This window comes from Klenkia sp. AC732 (genome assembly GCF_979256525.1).
Map to the genome: position 1 here is coordinate 22,859 of NZ_CEEDOS010000001.1, position 22,061 is coordinate 44,919.

Sequence of the window (22,061 nt, forward strand, 5' to 3'; positions counted from 1 at the left end):
GGGCAGGCTATCGCCGGGGGAGCGCGGGGTGGGCGGTCGCGCGGTGGCACCCGCCCCGTCCGGGTGACCCGGGCGCGGCCGTGCCCTCGGGCGCCCTCAGGCGCCCTCAGGCGCCCTTGCGGGCCGCCCGCGCCGCCTTGCGCTCCATCGCCGCCCGGTACCGGGCCCGCTCCTTCTCCCGCTTGCCCGAGTTGGCCTGCCGGGCCTCGGCCCGGCGGCGGGCGCGCACCAGTTCCCGCTCCTCGTAGGAGGAGGCGTCCCCCCAGGTGCTGGCGACGTGGCCGATGGTCACCAGGATGCCGCCGAAGACCAGCACCGCGGCGCCCAGGATCGGGTCCAGCAGGAAGGCCCCGACGGTGAGGACGACCCAGGTGACGGCGCCGGTCAGCACGCGCTTGCTCATGCCCTCGAGTATCCGCGCTCCCCGGCGGGCACGTCGGCGGGGACTGCGTGACGATCAGGACATGACCAGCCCGACCGACGGCCCCCCGTTCCGCGCCGACCACGTCGGCAGCCTGCTGCGCCCGGCCTCGCTGCTCACCGCGCGGGCCCGGTTCGCCGACGGCGAGCTGGACGCCGACGGCCTGCGCGCCGCCGAGGACGAGGCCGTCGACGAGGTGGTGCGCATGCAGGCCGACGTCGGCCTGCAGACCGCCACGGACGGGGAGTTCCGCCGCGCGTCGTGGCACATGGACTTCATCTACCGGATCAGTGGGATCACGAAGGTCACCGAGAACATCACGGTGCACTTCCAGAACGCCGACGGGTCCCTGGACTACACGCCGGCCGGGCTGCGGGTCGAGGGTCCGCTGTCGATCGACGAGCCGGTCTTCGCCGACGACTTCGCCCACCTGCAGGGCGCGGTGCAGCCCGCCCAGACGGCGAAGCTGACGATCCCCTCGCCCTCGATGGTCCACTACCGGGGCGGTGCCGCGGCGATCGACCCGGCCGTCTACCCCGACGAGGACGCCTTCTGGGACGCGCTGTCGGGTGCCTACCGCCAGCAGGTCGCCGGCATCGCCGCGCAGGGCTGCCGGTACCTGCAGCTCGACGACACCTCGCTGGCCTACCTCAACGACCCGGCGCAGCGGGCCGAGCTGGCCGGTCAGGGCCGGGACGCCGAGCACCAGCACGAGCGCTACATCGCCCAGATCAACGCCGCGCTGCGGGACCGGCCCGAGGGGCTGACGGTCACCACCCACATGTGCCGGGGCAACTTCCGGTCCAGCTGGGTGGCCGAGGGCGGCTACGACTTCGTCGCCGAGGCGCTGTTCGGCGGGCTGGAGGTCGACGGCTTCTTCCTGGAGTTCGACGACGCCCGCTCCGGCGGGTTCGAGCCGCTGCGCTTCGTCCCCCCGGGCAAGCGGGTGGTGCTGGGCCTGGTGACCACCAAGCGCCCGGAGCTGGAGCGCAAGGACGACCTCAAGCGGCGCATCGACGAGGCCGCCCGGTACGTCCCGATCGAGCAGCTGGCGCTGTCCCCGCAGTGCGGGTTCTCCTCCACGGTGGAGGGCAACGCGCTGACCCACGACGACCAGCGGGCCAAGCTGGAGCTGGTGGTGGAGACCGCGGCGGAGGTCTGGGGCTGATCTGCCGTCGCCGGGGGTGACGGTGCGCGCACTGCTGGACACCGGGTCGTGAGGGGCCCTACGGTCCTGTCCAACGGTTGAGTCGCCAGCCGTCGTCGGGTAGTCCCCGCGGACCGGGTCGGACGACCCGGGGCTCCGCGTCAGTGGAAGCAGTGACCTCATGACGGCTGTACCTGGCCCCCGGACCGTCCCCGGACCCGTCGTCGGTGCGACGACCGCCATGCGTGTCGACGTAGAGGGTGCCGGCGAGGACCTGGTGGTCGTCGTCTCCGGCGAGGTCGACTCGATGACCGCGCCGGGGCTGCGCGAGAGCCTGGCCGAGGTGCTCGCCCGGCCGGGTGCCGTCCGGGTCGTGGTCGATCTGGCGGCGGTGACGTTCCTGGACTCCGCGGGCCTGTGCGCGCTGGCCGCCGCGCACCGCGACGTCCGGTCGACCGGACGGACCCTGCTGCTGCGCGCGGGGGACAACCGGGCGGTGCTGCGCCCGCTGCAGATCACCGGCCTGTGGGACGTGCTGGGCCACACCGCGGACTGACCGACAGGATGCGGGGGTGACCACCCCGCTGCCCCCGCACCTGCACGCCCTCGCCGACCGGCTCGGCCCGCTGCTGGTCCCCTCGGCACGCGAGGTCGGCCTGGACGCCGCGCGCGCCCGGTTCGCCGAGGTGCTCGCCCTCGGCACGGCCGGCGCCCCCGCGGTGACGACGACGGCGCTGGACCTCGGGGACGGGCCGGCCGCCACGCTGACCCGACCGGCGCAGCGGGACGGCGCGACGGTCGTGTTCTGCCACGGCGGCGGCTGGACGGTGGGCACGGTCGCCGAGTACGCCGGGCTGGTCGCCCGGCTCGCGGTGGGGCTGTCCGCCGACGTGGTGGCCGTGGAGTTCCGGCGGGCCCCGGAGCACCCGTTCCCGGCCGCCGTCGACGACGTCGTGGCTGCTGTCCGGTGGGCCTTGGCGCACGCCGGTGAGCTGGGCGGGGACGCCGGACGGGTCGTGGTGGCCGGCGACAGCGGCGGGGGCAACCTGGCCGCCGTCGCCTGCCAGCTGCTCCGGGACGCCGGGGGACCGCAGCCGGCCGCACAGCTGCTGCTCTACCCCTCGGTGGGGGCCGGCGCCGACTGGCCCTCGGTCGCCGAGTGGGGCTCCTCGCCGTTCCTGGCACTGGCCGACATGGGCTTCTACAGCCGCTCCTACGTGCCGCGCGGCACCGCGCTCACCGACCCGCGGATCAGCCCGCTGGAGGGCGACCTGGCCGGGCTGCCCCCGGCGCTGGTGGTGACCGCCGCCGTCGACGCGCTGCGCGACTCCGGGCGCGCCTACGCCGAGGGGCTCGCGGCCGCGGGGGGCGCGGTCACCGCACTGGAGCTGCCCGGCGTCCCGCACGGGTTCGCGCACCTGACGGCGCTGGACCCGGCCTGCGCCGCCGCCCTGGAGACGACGCTGGCGGCCGCACGCGAGCTGCCCGGGGTCCGCTGAGCGACCGCACGTGCTCCACCCGAGACGGCCCCGTGCCGTCACTCCGTCGTGGATAACGGGCGCATAACGAAACACCCCTCCGGATGCCGAACGGCGCGTCGGGTCTTCCGCTCCGTCACAGGTGGCACTTAGTGTCCTGCCTCACGCCGACCCCGTGAGTCACCTCACAGCGTCGGTGCGTGCACCTCCATCGACGAAGGGCGGCACGTGCTCGCAGTCAGCAACCTCGAGGTCGTCTACGACGACGTCGTGCTGGTGCTCCGGGGGGTGAGCCTCGAGGTCCCGGAGGGACAGGTCGTGGGCCTCCTGGGCGCCAACGGCGCCGGCAAGACGACCCTGCTCCGGGCCCTGTCCGGCCTCCTGGACATCCACCACGGCTCCGTCACCCGCGGGCAGGTGACCCTGGACGGCGAGCGGATCGACCACCTCGACCCCCAGCAGGTCGTCGCCCGCGGGGTCAGCCAGGTGCTCGAGGGCCGCCGGGTCTTCGGGGAGTTCTCCGTCGAGGAGAACCTCCGGGTCGGCGCCCACACCAAGCCCAAGGACCGCGCGGCCAACCTGGAGCGCGTCTACACGCTCTTCCCCCGACTGCTCGAGCGCCGCACCCAGGCTGCCGGCTACCTCTCCGGCGGTGAGCAGCAGATGCTCGCCATGGGCCGCGCGCTGATGAGCAACCCGCGTTACCTGCTGCTGGACGAGCCCAGCCTGGGTCTCGCGCCGCAGCTGGTGGCCAACATCCGCGACCTGATCACCACGATCAACGAGCAGGGCACCACGGTGCTGCTGGTCGAGCAGAACGCCTCGATGGCGCTGTCGATCTCCGAGCACGGCTACGTGCTGGAGAACGGCCGCGTGGTGATGGACAAGCCGGCCGCCGAGCTGCTCGACGACGACGACATCAAGGAGTTCTACCTCGGCCTGGGTGCCGAGGGCGCAGAACGCAGCTTCCGCGACGTGAAGCACTACCGACGCCGGAAGCGGTGGCTCTCATGACGCACGCGACCACCGAGAACGTGCTGGAGGTCTCCGACGTCACCCTGCGGTTCAAGGGCGTCACGGCGATCAACGGGGTCTCCTTCACCGTCGGCCAGCAGGAGCTCTTCGCCGTCATCGGCCCCAACGGCGCCGGCAAGACCTCGATCTTCAACGTGCTCTCGGGCGTCTACCGCCCGCAGGAGGGCAGCGTGCGCTTCCGCGGCGAGGACGTGCTGGGGCAGCGCCCGCACGTGCTGGCCGGCAAGGGCCTGGCGCGCACGTTCCAGAACATCGAGCTCTTCGAGAACCTGACCGTCGTCGACAACCTCATGCTCGGCCGGGCCCACCAGGTCTCCTACGGCGTCTTCAGCGCCGCGGCCTGGTTCGGCAAGGCCCGCCGCAGCGAGCTGCGCGACCGGGCCGCCGTCGAGGACATCGTCGACTTCCTGGAGCTCGCGCCCTACCGGCGGATGCCCGTGGGCCTGCTGCCCTACGGCGTGCAGAAGCGGGTGGAGCTGGGCCGCGCGCTGGCCATGGAGCCCACCCTGCTGCTGCTCGACGAGCCGGTGGCCGGGATGAACCTGGAGGAGACCGAGGACATGGCCCGGTTCATCCTCGACATCCGCGACGAGCTGGCCATCTCGATGGTCATGGTCGAGCACGACATGGGCCTGGTCATGGACCTGGCCGACCGGATCATGGTCGTCGACTTCGGCGTCCCGATCACCACCGGCGTCCCCGCCGAGGTCCAGCGCAACCCCGACGTGGTCAAGGCCTACCTGGGCGAGGACCACGACACCGGCGGCCGGCGCAAGAAGAACGCCGCCGAGCCCGTCCCGACCGGAGGCGACCAGTGACGGCCACCCTCGACACCACGACGCAGGGCACCACCACCTCCATCGTCACCCGGGTCCGCGACCGGGCCCGGCAGACGCCGACCGGCGTGGCCATGCGCAGCAAGCAGCTGGGCCTGTGGCGGGAGACCTCCTGGGCGCAGTACTGGGACGACGTGCAGGACGTCGCCCATGCGCTGATGGCCCTGGGCGTCGACCGCGGGGACCGGGTGGCCATCCAGTCGGAGAACCGCCGGGAGTGGCTGGCCGCCGACCTCGGCACCGTCGCCGCCGGTGCGGTGACCGTCGGGCTCTACCCGACCAACCCCGCGGCCGAGGTCGTGCACGTGCTCGCCGACTCCGGCGCGGTCGTGCTGGTCGCCGAGGACCAGGAGCAGCTGGACAAGGCCCTGGAGGTCGCCGACCGCACCCCGGCCCTGCGGCACCTGGTCTACCTGGAGCACCGCGGCATCCGCGGCCGCTACACCGACCCGCGGCTGCTGCACTGGGACGACTTCCTGGCCCTGGGCCGGGAGCACCGCGCCGCCCACCCCGACGCCGTCGACCGCTCGCTGGCCGCCACCGCGCCCGGGGACCTGATGACCCTGATCTACACCTCGGGGACGACGGGGCTGCCCAAGGGAGCGATGCTCTCGGTGGCCAACGCCGAGGCCACCATCGCCTCCTTCACCGGGGACGGCGGCCTGCTCGACCCGCCGGCCGGCCCCAAGGACCTCACGCTGTCCTACCTGCCGCTGTGCCACGTGGCGGAGCGGATCTTCACCACCTGGAACAACGCCGCCACCGGCATCCAGGTGAACTTCGCCGAGTCCATCGACACCGTCCCGGAGAACCTGCGGGAGATCCAGCCGACCTTCTTCTTCGCCGTCCCGCGGATCTGGGAGAAGCTGCTGGCCACCGTGCAGGTGCGGCAGGCCTCGGCCAGCCCGCTCAAGCGCAACGTCGGCAACGCCGGCCTCGCGCTGGCCCGACGGGTGGGGGAGACCCTGGTCCGCACCGGCGGCACGCACACCCTGGGCAGCCGGGTGCAGCACGCGCTGGCCTGGGTGCTCGTCGTCCGGGCGCTGCGCGACCGCCTCGGCCTGCGCCGGGTGCGCTGGGCCGGCTGCGGTGCCGCCCCCGTCGCCACCGACGTCCTGCAGTTCTTCATGGGCCTGGGCGTCCCGGTGCACGAGGTGTACGGGATGACGGAGAACACCGCCTCGGCGACGGCCAACCGGCCCGGCCGGATCCGGCTGGGCACCGTGGGGGAGCCGCACGACTCGGTCGAGCTGCGGATCGCCGAGGGCACCGGTGAGGTGTTGACCCGCGGGCCGGCCACCTTCCTGGGCTACTGGCAGCGCCCCGACGCCACCGCCGAGGCCGTCGACGCCGAGGGCTGGCTGCACACCGGGGACGTCGGCGTCCTGGAGGACGGTCGGCTGCGGATCACCGACCGGATGAAGGACATCCTGATCACCGCCGGTGGCAAGAACATCGCCCCCTCGGAGATCGAGAACGCGGTCAAGGTGAGCCCGTTGATCAAGGAGGCCGTCGTCATCGGCGACCGGCGTCCCTACCTGGTGGCGTTGATCGGCATCGAGCCCGACACCGTCTCCGACTGGGCCCAGCGGCACAAGATCTCCTTCACCACCTACCGCGACCTGACCGAGAAGCCCGAGGTCGTCGCGCTGGTCCAGGAGCAGGTGGACAAGGTCAACGCGACCCTGGCCAGCGTCGAGCAGATCAAGGCGTTCCGGCTGCTGCCCAAGCTCCTCGACCACGAGGACGGCGAGCTCACCGCCACCCAGAAGGTCCGTCGTTCCGCACTCGCCGAGCGCTTCGGTCCCCTCGTCGAGGGGATGTACGTCGGTGCTGCAGCCACGAGAGGTGCCGCCCGATGAGGGACGTCCTGCTGACCACCATCCGCGGGCTGGGCTTCGGCTCGGTCTACGCGATGCTCGCGGTCAGCTTCGTGATCATCTACAAGTCCTCCAAGGTGATCAGCTTCGCCCAGCCGGCGCTCATGCTGGCCGGTGCGGTGCTCGTCTCCTACCTGGCCGGACCGGTCGGCTTCTACCTCGCCGTGCCGCTGGCCGCGCTCGGCATCGCCGCCCTGGGACTGGGCCTGGAGCGCACCACCATCCGGCCGATGATCGGCCGGCCGGTGTTCGTCGTCGCGATCATCACCCTGGGCCTGGACATCGCGATCCGGGTCGTGGTGAACGTCTTCATCGGAACCGACGTCCGCAACGTCGGTGACCCGTGGGGGCTGGACACGGTGAGCGTGGCCGGGCTCCCGATCCAGGAGCGCTACATCGCGATGGTCGTCGTGCTGGTCGTGGTCGTCGGCGCGCTGTTCGCCTTCTTCCGCTACAGCCGCTACGGCCTGGCCATGCGTGCCGCCTCGCTGGACCAGGAGACGGCGCTGGTGCAGGGGGTCTCGGTCGGTGCCATGACCGCCCTGTCCTGGGCGATGGCCGGCGGTCTCGCCGCGGTCGCCGGGGCCTTCGTCGGTGCCGGTGGTGGCGTGGACCAGTCCACCTGGGTCATCGCGCTCAAGGCGCTGCCGGCGATCATCATCGGCGGCCTGGACTCCATCGAGGGCGCCGTCGTGGGCGGTCTGCTGGTCGGCGTCGTGGAGTCCTTCTTCGCCACCTACCAGGGCGAGTACCTGCCCTGGCTGGGCCAGAACTTCTCCCTCGTCTCGCCCTACGTGCTGCTGCTGGTCGTGCTGCTGGTGAAGCCCTACGGCCTCTTCGGCACCCGAGAAGTGGAACGCGTGTGACCGCCCACCTGACCCTGACGCTCCCCGGGGGGACCGCGTGACCACCACCGACGACCGGCCGACGACGACGTCGCCGTCGCGCTCCGCCGCACCGGGTGCCAAGGGCCGCCGGCCCTGGGGCCGCCCGGCGCTCTACACCGGCTACGGCCAGGACATGGCGCTGCTCAACACCGGTGCCAAGAAGGCCGCCCTCGGCGTGCTGATGGTGGTGGCGCTGCTGCTGCCCTTCGTCCTGGAGGACGACCTGCTGCGGCTGCTGGCCACCGGCGCCGTGCTGGCCATCGGCGCGATCGGGCTGAACCTGGTCACCGGGTACGCCGGGCAGGTCAGCCTGGGCCACGCCTTCTTCCTGGGCATCGGGGCCTACACCGCGGCCGTGGTCAGCGGCGAGACCGGCGACGAGGACCTCTACGGGTTCGGCATCACGTTCCTGCCGGTGTGGCTGCTGGCCGGTGGCGCCATGGCAGCACTGGTCGGGCTGGTCGTCTCCCCGCTGGCCTCCCGACTGCGCGGGCTGTACCTCGCCATCGTCACCCTGGGCCTGGTCTTCCTCGGCGAGCACGTCTTCCGCGAGTGGGACGCCGTCACCGGCGGCGTCGGCGTGGGCCGCCCGGCCGCGGACCCGGTGCTGTTCGGGGTGGACCTGTCCCGCAGCACGGCGTCCTTCTCCGCCGACCAGCAGCTGTACCTGCTGATGACCGGGCTGCTGGTGCTCTTCGCGCTGCTGGGGCGCAACATCGCCCGCTCGGCCATCGGCCGCAGCTTCGCCGCCGTCCGCGACCGGGACATCGCCGCGGAGGTCACCGGCGTCGACGTCCGCAAGGCCAAGCGGCTGGCGTTCGTCATCTCCGGCTTCTACGCCGGTTGCGCCGGGGCGCTGCTGTACTCGATCTCGGGCTACCTGGACCCCAGCTCGTTCGGGCTGCTGGTCAGCGTGCAGTTCGTCGCGATGGTGCTCATCGGCGGGGTCGCCACGATCTCCGGCTCGATCATGGGCGCCTACTTCATCGCGATCCTGCCGCGGCTGACCCGCGAGCTGCCGGAGTACCTGCCCTTCCTCTCCTCCTCGGCCACCGAGTTCCCCAACGTCTTCCAGGTGGAGACGCTGCTCTACGGGTTGCTCATCGTGGCCTTCCTGATCTTCGAACCCCGCGGCCTGTTCGGCGTGTGGGTCCGAGCCCGGAACTACTGGAAGTCCTGGCCCTTCTCCTACTAGAAGGACCCCCTCGCCCCCCGCGACGTGCTCCGCACGCCGCGGGACCCTGCGACGGGGCCGCCCCTGAACTCCCTCTCGGCGACGACGCCGGGAGGGTCACCCGACCGGCACCGACGCCGGCACGAAGGGAGCACGACAGATGAGCAGCACCACGACACGCCGGCGGGTGGCGGCGGCCTCCCTGGCCGGTCTCGCCGTCTTCGCCGCGGGCTGCCGCGGCGGCAGCGAGGACCCGGGTGACGGCGGCGGCGAGGGCGGCATCGCCACCGACGTCGGCGTCACCAGCGAGGCCTGCCCCGAGGCGGTGAACCCGGACAACGGGTGCATCTACCTGGGCACCCTGTCCGACCTCACCGTCGGCCCCTTCGCCGCGGCCGGCCCGACGATCGTCGCGGGCCAGGAGGCGTTCTGGGCCCGGGTCAACGAGGCCGGCGGCATCGGTGGCTACGACGTGGACGTCAGCGAGTACGTGCGGGACAACCAGTACAACCCGCAGGTCACCAACCAGGTGTACCAGGAGATCAAGCCCGACATCCTGGGCCTGGCGCAGACCCTCGGCTCGCCCCCCACCGCCTCCATCGTGGAGGACCTGGCCGCCGAGGACATCGTCGCCGCACCCGCCGGCTGGACGTCGCTGTACCTCTTCCAGGACGTCATCTTGGAGTCCGGCCCGACCTACTGCGCCGAGGCCATGAACGGCGTCGACTACGCGGCCGAGACCTACTCCGCGGAGTCGGTGATGGCCGTGCACTACGCCGGTGACTACGGCGGGGACGCCGCCGCCGGTGCCTCGGTCGCGGCCGAGGCCAACGGCCTGGAGTTCGCCAACGTCGAGACGACCGCCGGCACCGACAACCAGTCGGCCGCCGTCGCCGCCATCGTGGACCAGGCCCCCGACGTCGTCGTCGTCTCGACCGGCCCGGCCGACATGGCCACGATCGTCGGCCAGTCCGTCGCCGCCGGCTTCCAGGGCCGCTTCCTGGGCTCTTCGCCCACCTGGAACGTCGCCCTGCTGCAGAGCCCGGCCGCCCCGGCGCTGACCGCGGCCTACCAGCTGCTCGGGCCGTGGGGTCCCTGGGACACCGAGACCCCGGGCCACGAGGCCATGCGTGAGGCCGCCGGCGACACCACGCCCAACGAGTTCTTCCTGTCGGGCTGGGTCTGGTCCTACCCGATGAAGGCCGCGCTCGAGGCGGCCGCGGAGAACGGCGACCTCACCCGCGCCGGTCTGGCCGAGGCCTCGGCCGCGCTGGAGTCCGTGGACTACGAGGGCATCCTGCCCGAGGGCTCGGGCAACTACGCCAACGGCGGGGACGCCGCTGCGGTCCGCACCACCCAGCTCTCCGACGTCAGCGCGGACGCCTCCACCGGCGTCACCGTGGCCGAGGCCGACCTGGAGGGCTCGACCGCCGAGGGCTACGAGTTCACCGGCCCCTGCTACGAGGAGGTCGACCTGGGCTGACGCCCCGGTCCGCACCACCACGACGGCCGGTCTCCCCTCGGGGAGGCCGGCCGCTGTGCTGTGCGGCGGCGGCGGCGGCGGCGCGCGGGGGTGGTGTGGCTGCGTGCCCAGGCCGGGGGAGCGGACCGTCGGCGCGCGCAGGCGCGCACTCCCGCCGCGGGTGCGCGCCCGGGCGGGTGACGGGAGGTCGAGGGCCGTGTCGGCGCGCGCAGGTGGCACGGGTGCGCGCTGCTGCCGCCGGGGACGGGCGGGGGTCGCAGCGGACCGCCTGCGCCGCAGCCTCAGCTGCTGGGGTCGCGGTCGGGGTAGCGGGCGCGGGCCAGGGCGTAGACGCCGAACGCGGCGAAGCCCAGGGCGACCGCGGTCAGCAGCCACTGGCCGGTGGGGACGGCGCCGATGGCGTTGACCGCCCCGTCCAGGCCGGTCGCCGTCGCCACGTCGGAGGTGACGGCGGCGAAGACCAGCAGGCCGCCGGCGACGGCGAAGGCGGCGCCCTTGGCCAGGTAGCCGACCCGGCCCAGGCCCTCGATGGTCGGCTCGTACCGGTCCGGGGCGGCGTGCAGGTCGACGTCCTTCATGAAGCCGCCGGTGACCCCGCGGACCACCAGGTAGCCGCCGACACCGATGACGACGAGGCCGGCGGCGCCGACCAGCCAGTTGCCCAGCGGGACGCCGAGGACGTCGTCGGTGAGCTCCTGGGTGTTCTCCGCGGCGTCGTACTCGGCGCCGACGGCGAACACCAGCGCGAGCAGCCCGAACGCCCCGTAGACGGTGGCCTTGGCCAGGCACTTGACGCAGACGAACGCGGCACGGAGGCGGTGGTCGGGGTCCAGCAGCCCGGTCCACCAGCGGAGCACCTCACCGGCCTGCCAGACGGCCAGGCTCAGCAGTCCCAGGCCCAGCACCCACAGCAGCAGCAGCCCGCCCGGGCTGAAGCCCAGGGTGCTCAGGGCGCCGGCCTGGTCGGCGTCGGCCGCGTCGGGGTCGATCCGCCAGGCCACCGTGAACGCCAGCCAGGCGATGGTGAAGTGCATGACCGCGTAGGCGACCAGCCCGACGCGGGCCAGCCGCTCCAGCCAGGGGTGGTCGGTGACCTCGCGGGCGTGCGCGACGGCGGTGCGCACCCGGTCCAGGACCCGGGGGAGCACCCCGGGGTGGAGCCGGGGGCTCACGTGCGCTGGGGCCAGCGGGCGCGGGCGAAGCAGAAGACGCCGAACGCCGCGATGCCCAGCGCGACCAGGGTGAGCAGCCACGTGCCGAAGGGGGCGTCGAGGATGGTGCGCATGGCGCCGTCCAGCCCGGTGGACTCCGAGGCGTCGAAGGTGATCGCGGCGTAGGCCAGCAGCCCACCGACGACGACGAAGGCGATGCCCTTGGCGACGTACCCGACCTGGCCCAGCCGCCGGACGACCCGGACCTGCGAGCCGGAGGCCTCGGAGGTGTCGATCTCCTTCATGAACGAGGCCTGCACGCCCTTGACCACCTGGTAGACGCCGACGCCGATGACGACCAGGGCGGCGATGCCCACCAGGTAGCGGCCGCCGGGCAGGGCGAAGACCCCGGACGTCGTCTGCTGCTGCTGGTCGGAGCTGGAGGAGCCGCTGCCGGTGGCGAACCGGAGCGCGGTGAAGGCCAGGAAGCCGTAGACGACGACCTTGGCGACGCACTTGACGATGCCGGTGACGGCCTTCTTCTTCGCGTCACCGCCGCCGCCGAGCCGGCCGACGAAGGCCAGCACCGACCCGGCCTGCCACAGTGCCAGGGCGATGAGACCCAGCCCGAGGACCCACAGCAGCGGCGTGCCGTAGGGCTCCTGGGCGAGGGTCTGCATGGCGCCGGACTGCGAGGCCTCGCCACCGCCGCCGCCCCAGGCCAGCTGGAGGGCGAGCCAGGCGATGAGCAGGTGGACGACGCCGTAGGCGATCAGGCCGACCCGCGCCAGGCGCTCCAGGGTGTTCGACGACGCGGCGCGCTGGGCCGACTGCTGGGCACTCATCTGTGGTCCTCCTCGAACGGCCCCGTGCCGTGGGCGAGCGTGGCACAGCGGGCACCCAGCCGCCCGGCGACGGGCGGGCCGGGGTGGGACAGTGGACACGTCGCCCGGTCGGGTGGCGCCGCTCCCAGTCCCGAGGACCCCGTGCGATCCACGCGCTTCGTGTTCACCTGTCACCGCGATGGCGAGGGGCGGGTCACCGACCTGTGCGGTGGAGCCCACCAGGACTGGTCGCCGCGCCCGGTCGCCGGGGTCATCGACGACATCGGTGCCGGGCTGTCCTACGCGGTGCCGTGGTCCCAGGGCCCCATCGCGGTCACCGTGCGCGGGGACGAGGCGACCGGTCGGTGGTTGCACAGCAGCGGCCGCCGGGACGACGCCAACGAGCTCGACGCGCTCGCCGCCTGCACCCGGCACGCGGCGACCGGGCGCACCCCGCAGTCCACCGTCGACGTCCGTTCACCGGCCGACCGCCGCCTGGACGAGCAGCGCCGCCGGGGCTGAGGTCCGGGTGGGTCCGGGTGGCCCTCAGGCCCCCAGGACCCGGCGCAGCTCGTCCGGGGTCACCGTCACCGACGGCCCGGCCGGGTCCAGGACGAGCCCCGGCCGCCCGACGGCCAGCAGGTGCTCCAGGTACGCCCGCAGCGGCCGGACGGCGGAGGCCGACCCCGGCAGCACGGCCTCGACCTCCAGTGCGGAGCTGAACGCCAGGGCCGCGGCCCGCCCGTCGGGCAGGTGCGTCGTCACCACCGGGGCGCTGGGGGTGGGCGCGGTGACCGCCTCCAGCAGGACCGCGTCGCCGGCCAGCTGGGCCGCCAGCACCCGCAGCAGCAGGTCGCGGTCGCCCAGGACGAGGGCCTCCTTGACCGGGCCGTTCCGGTGGCTGCGCAGCACCGCGGCGAGCTCGGCCGGGTCGACCACCAGGCCGGCGCCGGCCGGGTCGACGGCGAGACCGGTGCCGGGACCGGCGGCGGCCGCCAGCTGGAGGGCCCCCACCGCGGTGACCGGGGCGACGTCGGGCCGGGCCACCCCGGTGTGCGCCACGACGGCGGACAGGTCGGTGTAGGCGAACACCACGGGCACCCCGCCGGTGGTCCGGCCGCCGCTGACCGAGGCCGGGGTGCCGTCCTCGGGGTCGCGCACGGCCTGGGTCACGTCGGTGAGCAACCGGCCCTGCAGCAGGGTGCGGACGGCGAGCACCCAGTGCTGCCGGTCGCGGTGGGCGGCGAAGGCGGCCAGGGCCTGCTGGGCCGGCACGTTGCGCACCGCGTCTGCGTCGTCGGGGGTTCGCATCGTCACCCAGTCTGCCCCGCCGGGAGCGACCTGCCATGGGGGACACTGGCCGGGTGAGTACGTCTGCCTCGAGTACGTCTGCCTCCGCGCGCGCGACCGCAGCCACCGCGCCGGTCACCCCCGAGCAGGCCGGCCGGGCCTGGCCCTGGCTCGCGGTCCAGGGCGCGTTCCTGGTGCTGCTGGCCGTCGTCGCGGTGGTGTGGTCCGACGGCGGTCCGCGGGTGCTGCTGGCCGGGCTCGGCCTGGTCGGCGTGGCCCGTGGGGCGGCCGCGCTGCGGGGCGCGCGGGCCGGTCGCGTCGACCGGCAGGGCGCGGTCGTGGGCGCCGGCGCGCTGTGGCTGGGCCTGGTCGGCCTGGGCCTCTCGCTGTTGGGTGCTGCCGTCACCGGCTGGACGTTCGTGGTGCTCGCCGCCCTCGCGCTGGGTGCGATGGTCGCGCGCGCCGGTGCCCGCCGGGTACGGGTCGGGGTCCTCGTCGCGGTGGTCGCGGCCGCGGTGGTCGCCGGTGCCGTGCTCGCCGGTCCGGGCTGGCTGACGCAGGTCGCGACCGTCGCGGTGGCCGCCGCCGTCCTGGTGCTGGGTGTCGCGACCGGCGTGGCCGCGGTCAGCACCCTGCGGCTCTCCCGTCGTCCCGCCCCGGCCGCCCCCGCCGGGTGCGGCGGCTGTGCGTGCGGTGCCGGCGGCTGCGGCGGCCTGCAGCGCATCTGACCCCTCGGTACGACCCGGGGGTGAGGCGGCTCAGCCCAGCGTCCAGAGCACCGTCGCCCCGTCGCAGGTCCCGAGGACGACGAACCCGTCCCCGGTCGCACTGACCGACAGCGCGTCCCCGGCGTCGGCGCACAGCTGCAGGGTGGTGGCCGGCGACCCGTCGGAGGGCACCACGGCGACCGTCGGCTGCTCCTGGTCCAGCAGCGCGACCACCGCCCGGTCGGCGTCCGCGGCCAGCGAGCCTGCGCGGGTGGCCACGTCCGCCCCGGCGACCTGCTCGTCGGTGGTGGTGCCCGCGTCCAGGTCGGGGTCGACGAGCCGCAGGCCCGACCGGGCGTCGGAGACCACGGCCAGCGGGCCGCCGCCGGCGTCGGCGGTCACCGCGAGGACCTCGGCGCGCTCGGCGCCGTCCTGGGTGTCGACCGGGACGCCGCTGGGCCGCAGGTCGGCGTCCAGGCGCAGCAGCGGCGCGGCCGTGCCGCCGCCGGCCAGCGGGTCGTCGCTGTCCAGGCTCAGCCCGACGACGAGGTCGCCGTCCCCGGTCACGGCCAGGCCGCCCAGGGCCAGTGCGGTGACGTCGGTGAAGCCGGTGTCCACCCCGGCGGAATCCTGCAGGGCGCCGGTGGTCGGGTCGACGGCGTAGACGGTGGCGCCGACGGCGTCGGTGGACTCGGCCAGCACGTAGAGCACGTCGCCGCCCGGGGACAGGGCCGCGAAGACGGGGAGCCCGCGGGGGGCGGTCTGCTCGGGGGACAGCGGGACCGGGGCGGCGGTGACGCCGTCGCCGTTGGGTGCCTCGGCGGCGGCGAGCGGCAGCACGCCGAGCACCGGGTCGGTGGGTGCGGCCTCCGCGGTGAGGGTGACCGCGACGGTGCCCCGGGCGGTGGCGACGAGGTCGGCCAGCACGGTGCCCTCCACCAGCGTGGTGGTGCCCCCGGTGCGGACGGCGGAGGTCGAGGCACTGACGACGAGCGTGGTGGGCGTGCCGTCCGGGGACACGACGACCCGCGCGGCCGTCACGCCGGTGGCGGCCGTGCCCAGGTCGGTCTCGTCGAGGACCTCGAGGTCGCCCGCGGGCGTCGTGGGGGTCGTGGGGGTCGCGGTCGTCGTCGCCGACGAGCCGGACGGGGTGCTCGCGGCGGGGCTCGAGGCGGCGAAGGAGGTGCAGGCGGCGAGCGGCAGCACGCCGGCCAGGAGCAGGAGCGGGGGTCGGCGCATGGGCCCATCCTCGCTGGCCCGGGGGCGACCCGCGGGGCGGACGGCGCCGGATCGCAACCGTGGGTTCACTGATTCGTCATGACGAGTGCCTACCGTCGTGCACGTCACACCCGACGTCGACCCCCAGGGGGACCCCGTGGCCGTACGCACGCTCGAGCGCGGCGCCTGGACCTGCGCCAACTGCCCCACCACCAACGAGGTGCACCGCAAGCGCTGCACCGAGTGCGGCACCACCCGGCACTGACGCCGCGGGAGGTGGACCCGCACCGCGGCGGGCCCACCTCCACACCACCTCAGCGGCGCAGCAGCGCCGTCCCGGCCAGCAGCAGCTGACCGCCGACCAGCACCAGGCCGCCCACGACCAGGGCCGAGGGCCCGGAGGCCGCCGTGTGTGCCCCGTGCATCCCGGCATGGCCCGTCCCGACCACCATCGGCAGGTGCACGGCCAGCATCCCGAGGTCGACCAGTGCGGCGAGCCCCCAGACCGAGGCCGTCGGCGCCCGCCACAGGTGCAGCGCGCACGGCAGGCAGACCAGCGCCATCAGCGCCATCGCCAGCGCCGACAGATCGCCGGACCCCGCGAGGGCCAGGTGCACCCCCGCCGAGCCGACCGCCAGGACGGCGGCGGCCCGGCCCAGCGGCAGGACGCGGGGGGCGACCCCGAGGGCGCTCACCCCCGGCCCGCGCAGTGCGAGGACGTCGAGGCGGGCACCCCCAGCGCCGGGTTCTGGTCGAAGAAGCCGACCGGCTTGAGCACGAAGCCGGCGTAGTCGGTGGGCATGACCGGCCAGTCCTCCGGGCGTGGGAAGTGGGTGAGCCCGAAGGTGTGCCAGAGGACGACGTCGGTGTCCTCCAGCGGGGCGTCGCCCTCGATGAACGCCGGGATCCCGGCGGCACCGGGGTGCTGGTTCACGAAGTCACCGGCCGGGTAGCGCTCGGCCGGGTCGTACCCGGTGACCCACAGCGACCTCGTGGAGAACGTCGCGCGCTGGTGGATGGAGCTCCCCTCGTCGGCGAGCAGCACCGGCGCGTTCTCCGGGTGCAGCGCGTAGCCCACCGGCTGGCCGAGCCGGTTGGTCTTGCCCGGGTTGACCACGTGCCAGGTCCGGCCCTTGGTGGCGTCGGTGAGCCGGCCGCCCTCGGACTCCCGGGTGATCGGGGTCAGCGAGCGGGTGAAGGCGTTGCCGTGGGGGTTGGTGTCGCTCATCGGCACCCGGACGGCGTCCACCTCGTGCACGGTGTTGCCCGAGCCGTCGGCGGCGTCCACGGCCATGTCCAGCCGGGCGGAGAACAGGTGCTGGTGGAACGGGGCACCCAGGCCCGGGGCGATCTCGGTGGCGTAGGGGTGCTCCTCGCCGCGGTAGGCCGAGGTGAACACCACGCCGGTCGCCTTGGACTCCAGCTGGATGGTGCCGTCGGTGTAGAGGTACCAGTAGAAGCCGTAGTCGTAGTTGCCGATCGTGGTGAAGAAGCTGATCACCAGCCGCCGCGAGCGCCGGGTCTCGGCCATCCCGGTGAACAGGTCGGTGTGCTTCCAGCCCACGCCGAAGTCCTCCTCGTGCAGGCAGATCGCGTTGCGCATCAACCGCGGGGCGCCGGTCTCGTCGGCGATGGTGGCGTCGAAGTACTGGATGTCGCCCAGGCAGTCGCAGCCCAGCTCCAGGCTGTTGGTGTAGCGGGCGAAGAGGTACTCGCCGGTGTCGAAGTAGTTCTGCCAGAACCGGACCGGTGACGGGTCGGCGTAGGGCACGACCATCTCGGCGATCGAGGCGCGGTGCACCACCGACCGGCCGTCGATGGAGAGCTGGTTGATCGTCAGCCCCTCGCGGACGTCGAAGCCCACGCGGAACTCCCAGCCGGCCCAGCGGACGACGTCGTCCTCGACGGTGAACGAGCGGCCCTGCGGCTGGGTGATCTCGATCGGCTTGAGGTCGCGCGGGGTGCCCTCCAGGGACACCCGCTCGGCGGGGACCGGCAGGTCGAAGTGGTCGTGCACCGCCGTCGTCACGCCGCGGGTGATGTCGACGTAGGCCACGACGCCGTCCACGGGGTGCGCCCAGGGCAGGTCGTCGGGGTCGGCCTGGTGGAAGCCGAGCACCCGGACGACGCGGTGCCCGTGCTCCTCCGGGTAGTACGAGCCGGCGGACAGCGGGACGGCCCGGACGTCGGCGACGTCCAGCCCGCGCTTGGCCATCGCGGTGACCCAGCCCGCATCGGCGGCCAGGATCGGCTCGATGGCCTCGAACTCGGTGTCGGTGATCGGCAGCTGCCCGTCGGCCACCCCGTCGATCTCGGTGTCGAGGACGACGGTGCCGCCGGTGACGGACACGAGCACGTCGCGGCCGTCCCCCGTGGCCCGGTCCAGCAGCAGCAGGCGCAGCCGGCGCTCGACCGGGCTGCCGGGGGTGAACTCCTGCACGTCGCGCCGGTGCGGCTCGGCCAGGCCGACGTAGACGAACACGGTGCTGGGCTGCACCAGGCCGGCCTCGGTGACCAGCGCGCGGGCGATCTCGATCTCCTCGGCGGTCATCCGGGACAGGGGGTGGGTGGCGGTGCGGTTCTCGGTGGTGGTCATCGCTGGTCTCCTCAGATCTGCGGGGCGGCGTCCGCGCGGGTGGCGCGGACGAGGTCACGGGCGGCGGACGGGCGGGCCTTCGCCAGGACGAACCCGGCGGCGAGGGCGACGAGCAGCAGGACGCCGGCGCCGATGCCCAGGGCGGTCGAGCCGCCCATCAGCAGCGGCAGGTTCTCCACCAGCAGCACGAGGATCGCGGTCAGCCCGACGACCCCCAGGACGGGCGCGACCAGGGTCTGCCACGGCCGGCGGTCCACCCCGGTGCGCCGGAAGAAGACCAGGACCGCGACGCAGGCCAGCAGCATCAGCGCGACGATCCCGACGCTGGCGATCCCGGCGAGCCAGGTGAAGACCTCCAGCACCGGGTCCAGCCCGGCGATCGCGCTGACCGCCATCACGGCGGCGCCGACGACGCTGGTGACCAGCGAGGCGACGTGCGGCGAGGAGTGCCGGGGGTGGCTGCGGCCGAAGGAGGCCGGCACCACGCCGGTGTTGCCCAGGGAGAAGAAGTACCGGCTGAGCACGTTGTGGAAGCTGAGCACCGCGGCGAACAGGCTGGTGATGAACAGGACCTGCAGCACGTCGCCGGCGGCGGTGCCCAGGTACTCCTGGGCGGTGACGACGAGCATGTTGCCGGGGTCGGCCGCGGCGACGGCGACCACCTGGCTGTCGCCCCAGGCGCTCACCACTGCCCACGCGCTGACGGTGTAGAAGACGCCGATGATGGCCAGTGCCGCGTAGGTGGCCCGCGGGATGGTCCGGTCGGGGTCGCGGGCCTCGTCGCGGAAGATCGCGGTGGCCTCGAAGCCGATGAACCCGGCGATGGCGAACATCAGGCCCAGGCCGGGTGCGCCGGACAGCACCTCCGAGGGCGTCAGGAACGCCGTCGACAGGCCCTCGTCGGTGCCCCCCTTCCCGACGACCACGGCGTCGAGGACCAGCACGATGGCGACCTCGGCGACCAGCAGGACCCCGAGGACCTTGGAGGACAGCTCGATGTGCCGGAAGCCGAGCAGCCCGGTGACGGCGAGGACGACGAAGGTCCACAGCCACCAGGGCAGCGAGGGCCCGCCGTAGGACTCGACCAGCCCACCCAGGGCGAAGCCGAGGTAGCCGTAGACGGCGCCCTGCACGGTCACGTAGCTGACCAGGGCCACGAGGGCGCTGCCCAGGCCCCAGCCGCGGCCCAGGCCGACGCCGACGTAGGAGTAGAAGGCGCCGGCGTTCGGCACGTGCCGGGTCATCGCGGTGAAGCCGACGGCGAAGAACCCGAGCACGATCGCCGACACCAGGTAGGTGGCCGGGAAGCCGGGTCCGTTGCCGGCGGCGATGCCGATGGGCACGGTGCCGGCGACGACGGTCAGCGGCGCGGCCGCGGCGACCACCATGAAGACGATGGCGCCGACGCCCAGCTTCCCGGTGAGTCGGTGGCCCCCGGGGCCGTCACCGGAGGACGTCGTCGGTGGGGGAGCGGGGTCGGAGACGGTGGCCACGGGGGCTCCTCGGGGACGGCGGGTGGTGGCTGCCGAGACTGGCCCTCCGAGGCGTGACCCCGGTTACACGCCCGTCATCTGTGCGCAACATCCCCGTGACACCGAACGGGACGGCGGGGCACGGTGATTCTCATTCGGGGACACGCTGGGGGACACCTGTCCGCGCCCCGGGCTGGCTACGCTGCGCCTCCACCCGGCTGCCCCCGGGGTCGTCGCCGTGCCGCCCGGAGGAGGACCGTGACCCAGCGTGCTCCGCTCGGTGAGCTCCCCGTCCACTCGCCCGTAGCGGGTCTGCGCCGGCGCGGGCTGAGCGTCGCGGAGGTGCTCGCCCAGTCGGTGAGCGCGCTGGCCCCCTCGGCCGCCGTGGTCGCGGTGCCCTCCATCGTCATGGTGCAGGCCGGCGCGGCCACCCTGCCGGTCATGCTGGCCGGGACGGCGCTGGTGGTGCTGGTCGGCTGGTGCCTGACCCACTTCGCCCGCCGGATGGCCGCCGTCGGCGGGGTCTACAGCTACACGGCCAAGGGCCTGGGCCCCGGTGGTGCGCTGCTGGCCGGGTGGGCTCTGGTCGTGGGCTACGCGGCGGTGGCGGTGTCTGCCCTGGTCGGCTCGGTCGCCTACCTGACCTCGGCCACCGGCCTGCCGCCGACGGGCTGGTCGCCGGCCCTGCTCGCGCTGGGCATCGGGGCGCTGGCCACGCTGACCACGGTGCGCGGCATCCGGCTGTCCGCGCGCGTCGCGCTGGCCCTGGAGGTCGTCTCGGTCGCGGTGGTCGTCGTCGTCCTCGGGGTGCTGCTGGTGGCCCACGACGGCGGCACCGGCACCGGTGCCGCCGTCGTGGAGGGCCCGGTGACCGCCGGTGGGGTGGCGACCGGGGTGGTGCTGGCGGTGGCCGCCTTCATGGGCTTCGAGAGCGCGGCCACCCTGGGCGTGGAGGCCCGCCGGCCGCTGGTCGTCGTCCCCCGGGCGGTGCTGTGGACGCCGGTCGCCGCGGGCGTGCTGTTCCTGGCGGCCGGGCTGGCCCAGGTGGTCCTGCTGAGTGCGGCCCCGGTGGAGGTGCTCACCAGCGACGTGCCGGTCGCCCGTCTCGCCGACGCCGAGGGTCTCGGCGCGCTGTCCCGGCTGCTGGACGCCGGCATCGCGGCCTCGTTCTTCGCCTGCGTCACCGGCTCCACCAACGCGCTGTCCCGGGTGCTGTTCTCGATGTCGCGGGAGGGCGTGCTGCCCCGGGCGCTGGGGCGCACGCACCGCCGCTTCAGCACCCCGGCGTTCGCGCTGGCGGTCGTGCTGCCCGTGCTGGTCGGGGTGCCCGCGGTCGCGCTGGGCAGCGGTGCCCGGGCCCGGGACGTGCTGGCGGCCTCGTTGACCGTCTCGGCGCTGGGCTACGTGCTGGCCTACGCCCTGGCCGCCGCCGCGATGCCGCTGTTCCTGCACCGGATCGGCGAGCTCACCCGGCCGGCGCTCGCGGGCGGGGTGACGGCCGCCGCGCTGGCCAGCGGGGTGCTGGTGGTCGCGCTGACCGGGGCGTCGTGGGCCGGCAGCGGTGCGATGGTCGTGGTCTTCGCCGTGGCCTGGCTGCCCGGACCGGTGCTGTGGGCGGTGCTGGCGCGGCGGGCCCCCGAGCGGCTGGCCCGGGTCGGCGTCTACGACCAGGCGACGGCGTCCTCGCTGCTGCCCGGGCAGGGGGTACGGCGGTGACCGACGTCGACCGCGGTGTCACCGGCCGCCAGCCCCAGGCGGTGCGCTCGGCGCTGGCCGTGCTGGAGGAGGTGGCCCGGGCCGGTGCCGGGGTCAACGCCAAGGAGGTCGCCGAGGCCCTCGGCATGCCCCCGGCCACCACGTACCGGCTGCTGAACCTGCTGGTCGGCGAGGAGTACCTGGTCCGGCTCCCCGACCTGCACGGCTTCGCGCTCGGCGCCAAGGTCGCCGGGCTGGCCGGCGCCATCGCCCCCGCCCGGGTACCGACGGCGGCCCGCGACGTCCTCGGTGGCCTGCGCGGGCAGGTCCGGGCCGGCGTCCACCTGGTGCTGGTCGCCGGGGCCACGCTGCGCTGCGCTGACGTCGACCCCGACCTGCCGCTGGCCTCGGTGGGCCTGGTCGAGGGCCACCTGCACGCCACCGCCGTGGGCCACCTGGTGCTGGCCGAGGAGGACGACTGGCGGGACGCGGTGCACCACCCGGGCCGGCTGGTCGCGCTCACCGGCGCCACTCCGACCCGCTCCGCCGACGTCGAGGCCTGCCTGGGTCAGGTGCGGGCGCACGGCTGGGCCGGGCAGAGCGGTCAGTTGCACGAGGGGGTCGCGTGCCTCGCGGTGCCCGTGCGCGGGGCCACCGGCCTGCTGGTCGCCGCGGTCGCGGTCAGCTCCGCCCGCGGCGTCGTGCCGGTGGAGTACCTGGCGGCGGCGCAGGAGTGCGCCGCCGCCCTGGCCCCGCTGCTGGACTGA

General features: G+C 74.3%; 21 protein-coding genes. 13 read left to right on the forward strand and 8 right to left on the reverse strand.

From position 1 onward, the window contains the following. Positions 1 to 106 precede the first annotated feature (106 nt). Entirely contained in the window at positions 107 to 403 is a 297-nt protein-coding gene (locus tag AC0IVP_RS00105; RefSeq protein ID WP_056292206.1) for a hypothetical protein, read from the reverse strand. A 61-nt stretch (positions 404 to 464) separates the two neighbouring features. On the opposite strand from AC0IVP_RS00105, the gene AC0IVP_RS00110 reads away from it, so the two are divergent. The 9 genes from AC0IVP_RS00110 to AC0IVP_RS00150 all read left to right on the forward strand — a co-directional run bounded on the left by AC0IVP_RS00110 (position 465) and on the right by AC0IVP_RS00150 (position 10,341). Further along, positions 465 to 1,589, forward strand: a complete 1,125-nt coding sequence (locus tag AC0IVP_RS00110) for a 5-methyltetrahydropteroyltriglutamate--homocysteine S-methyltransferase (RefSeq protein ID WP_056292203.1) — start codon at positions 465 to 467, stop codon at positions 1,587 to 1,589. Between the two features lie 220 nt (positions 1,590 to 1,809). Continuing rightward, entirely contained in the window at positions 1,810 to 2,124 is a 315-nt protein-coding gene (locus AC0IVP_RS00115) for an STAS domain-containing protein (protein ID WP_056292201.1), read from the forward strand. A 16-nt stretch (positions 2,125 to 2,140) separates the two neighbouring features. Next, entirely contained in the window at positions 2,141 to 3,067 is a 927-nt protein-coding gene (locus AC0IVP_RS00120) for an alpha/beta hydrolase (protein WP_471753677.1), read from the forward strand. Between the two features lie 207 nt (positions 3,068 to 3,274). Then, positions 3,275 to 4,060, forward strand: coding sequence for an ABC transporter ATP-binding protein (locus tag AC0IVP_RS00125; protein ID WP_056292190.1), 786 nt, complete (start codon positions 3,275 to 3,277; stop codon positions 4,058 to 4,060). Continuing rightward, positions 4,057 to 4,899 carry an ABC transporter ATP-binding protein gene (locus AC0IVP_RS00130; protein ID WP_056292189.1) on the forward strand — a complete coding sequence of 281 codons (843 nt, stop codon included), beginning with the start codon at positions 4,057 to 4,059 and terminating at the stop codon, positions 4,897 to 4,899. The genes AC0IVP_RS00125 and AC0IVP_RS00130 overlap by 4 nt, the downstream gene beginning before the upstream one ends. After that, positions 4,896 to 6,779, forward strand: coding sequence for an AMP-dependent synthetase/ligase (locus tag AC0IVP_RS00135; protein WP_471753679.1), 1,884 nt, complete (start codon positions 4,896 to 4,898; stop codon positions 6,777 to 6,779). The genes AC0IVP_RS00130 and AC0IVP_RS00135 overlap by 4 nt, the downstream gene beginning before the upstream one ends. Further along, entirely contained in the window at positions 6,776 to 7,663 is an 888-nt protein-coding gene (locus AC0IVP_RS00140) for a branched-chain amino acid ABC transporter permease (RefSeq protein WP_056292182.1), read from the forward strand. Before AC0IVP_RS00135 ends, AC0IVP_RS00140 begins: the two co-directional genes overlap by 4 nt. 37 nt (positions 7,664 to 7,700) lie before the next feature. Next, on the forward strand, positions 7,701 to 8,879 hold the full coding sequence (locus AC0IVP_RS00145; protein ID WP_471753681.1) for a branched-chain amino acid ABC transporter permease: 1,179 nt from the start codon (positions 7,701 to 7,703) through the stop codon (positions 8,877 to 8,879). A 139-nt stretch (positions 8,880 to 9,018) separates the two neighbouring features. Further along, complete coding sequence (locus AC0IVP_RS00150) at positions 9,019 to 10,341, forward strand: ABC transporter substrate-binding protein (RefSeq protein WP_056292170.1); 1,323 nt, start codon at positions 9,019 to 9,021, stop codon at positions 10,339 to 10,341. A 281-nt stretch (positions 10,342 to 10,622) separates the two neighbouring features. On the opposite strand, the gene AC0IVP_RS00155 is transcribed toward AC0IVP_RS00150, so the two are convergent. Further along, a complete protein-coding gene (locus AC0IVP_RS00155; RefSeq protein WP_471753683.1) occupies positions 10,623 to 11,513 on the reverse strand; it encodes a DUF1206 domain-containing protein in 891 nt (296 codons plus the stop codon). Next, complete coding sequence (locus tag AC0IVP_RS00160; protein WP_056292167.1) at positions 11,510 to 12,337, reverse strand: DUF1206 domain-containing protein; 828 nt, start codon at positions 12,335 to 12,337, stop codon at positions 11,510 to 11,512. The genes AC0IVP_RS00155 and AC0IVP_RS00160 overlap by 4 nt, the downstream gene beginning before the upstream one ends. 141 nt (positions 12,338 to 12,478) lie before the next feature. Between AC0IVP_RS00160 and AC0IVP_RS00165 the strand changes: the two genes are divergently transcribed. Continuing rightward, entirely contained in the window at positions 12,479 to 12,838 is a 360-nt protein-coding gene (locus AC0IVP_RS00165; RefSeq protein WP_471753685.1) for a hypothetical protein, read from the forward strand. 24 nt (positions 12,839 to 12,862) lie between these two features. Here AC0IVP_RS00165 and AC0IVP_RS00170 read toward each other — a convergent pair whose 3' ends face one another. Beyond that, the gene (locus AC0IVP_RS00170) at positions 12,863 to 13,627 is read right to left on the reverse strand and encodes an SseB family protein (RefSeq protein ID WP_157519171.1); all 765 of its coding nucleotides are present in this window, start codon (positions 13,625 to 13,627) and stop codon (positions 12,863 to 12,865) included. Between the two features lie 53 nt (positions 13,628 to 13,680). Between AC0IVP_RS00170 and AC0IVP_RS00175 the strand changes: the two genes are divergently transcribed. Further along, positions 13,681 to 14,334, forward strand: a complete 654-nt coding sequence (locus tag AC0IVP_RS00175) for a hypothetical protein (RefSeq protein ID WP_471753687.1) — start codon at positions 13,681 to 13,683, stop codon at positions 14,332 to 14,334. Positions 14,335 to 14,364: 30 nt separating this feature from the next. Here AC0IVP_RS00175 and AC0IVP_RS00180 read toward each other — a convergent pair whose 3' ends face one another. The 4 genes from AC0IVP_RS00180 to AC0IVP_RS00195 form a co-directional block, all read right to left on the reverse strand. Beyond that, on the reverse strand, positions 14,365 to 15,552 hold the full coding sequence (locus AC0IVP_RS00180) for a hypothetical protein (protein WP_471753689.1): 1,188 nt from the start codon (positions 15,550 to 15,552) through the stop codon (positions 14,365 to 14,367). Positions 15,553 to 15,845: 293 nt separating this feature from the next. Then, positions 15,846 to 16,226 (reverse strand): hypothetical protein, encoded by a 381-nt coding sequence (locus AC0IVP_RS00185; RefSeq protein ID WP_471753691.1) that lies wholly within the window; start codon positions 16,224 to 16,226, stop codon positions 15,846 to 15,848. Next, positions 16,223 to 18,127, reverse strand: coding sequence for a primary-amine oxidase (locus AC0IVP_RS00190; protein WP_471753693.1), 1,905 nt, complete (start codon positions 18,125 to 18,127; stop codon positions 16,223 to 16,225). The genes AC0IVP_RS00185 and AC0IVP_RS00190 overlap by 4 nt, the downstream gene beginning before the upstream one ends. An 11-nt stretch (positions 18,128 to 18,138) precedes the next feature. Beyond that, a complete protein-coding gene (locus AC0IVP_RS00195) occupies positions 18,139 to 19,620 on the reverse strand; it encodes an APC family permease (protein WP_471753695.1) in 1,482 nt (493 codons plus the stop codon). 237 nt (positions 19,621 to 19,857) lie between these two features. Between AC0IVP_RS00195 and AC0IVP_RS00200 the strand changes: the two genes are divergently transcribed. Both AC0IVP_RS00200 and AC0IVP_RS00205 read left to right on the forward strand, forming a co-directional pair. Then, positions 19,858 to 21,315 (forward strand): APC family permease, encoded by a 1,458-nt coding sequence (locus tag AC0IVP_RS00200; RefSeq protein ID WP_471753697.1) that lies wholly within the window; start codon positions 19,858 to 19,860, stop codon positions 21,313 to 21,315. Further along, positions 21,312 to 22,061, forward strand: coding sequence for an IclR family transcriptional regulator (locus tag AC0IVP_RS00205; protein WP_471753699.1), 750 nt, complete (start codon positions 21,312 to 21,314; stop codon positions 22,059 to 22,061). Before AC0IVP_RS00200 ends, AC0IVP_RS00205 begins: the two co-directional genes overlap by 4 nt.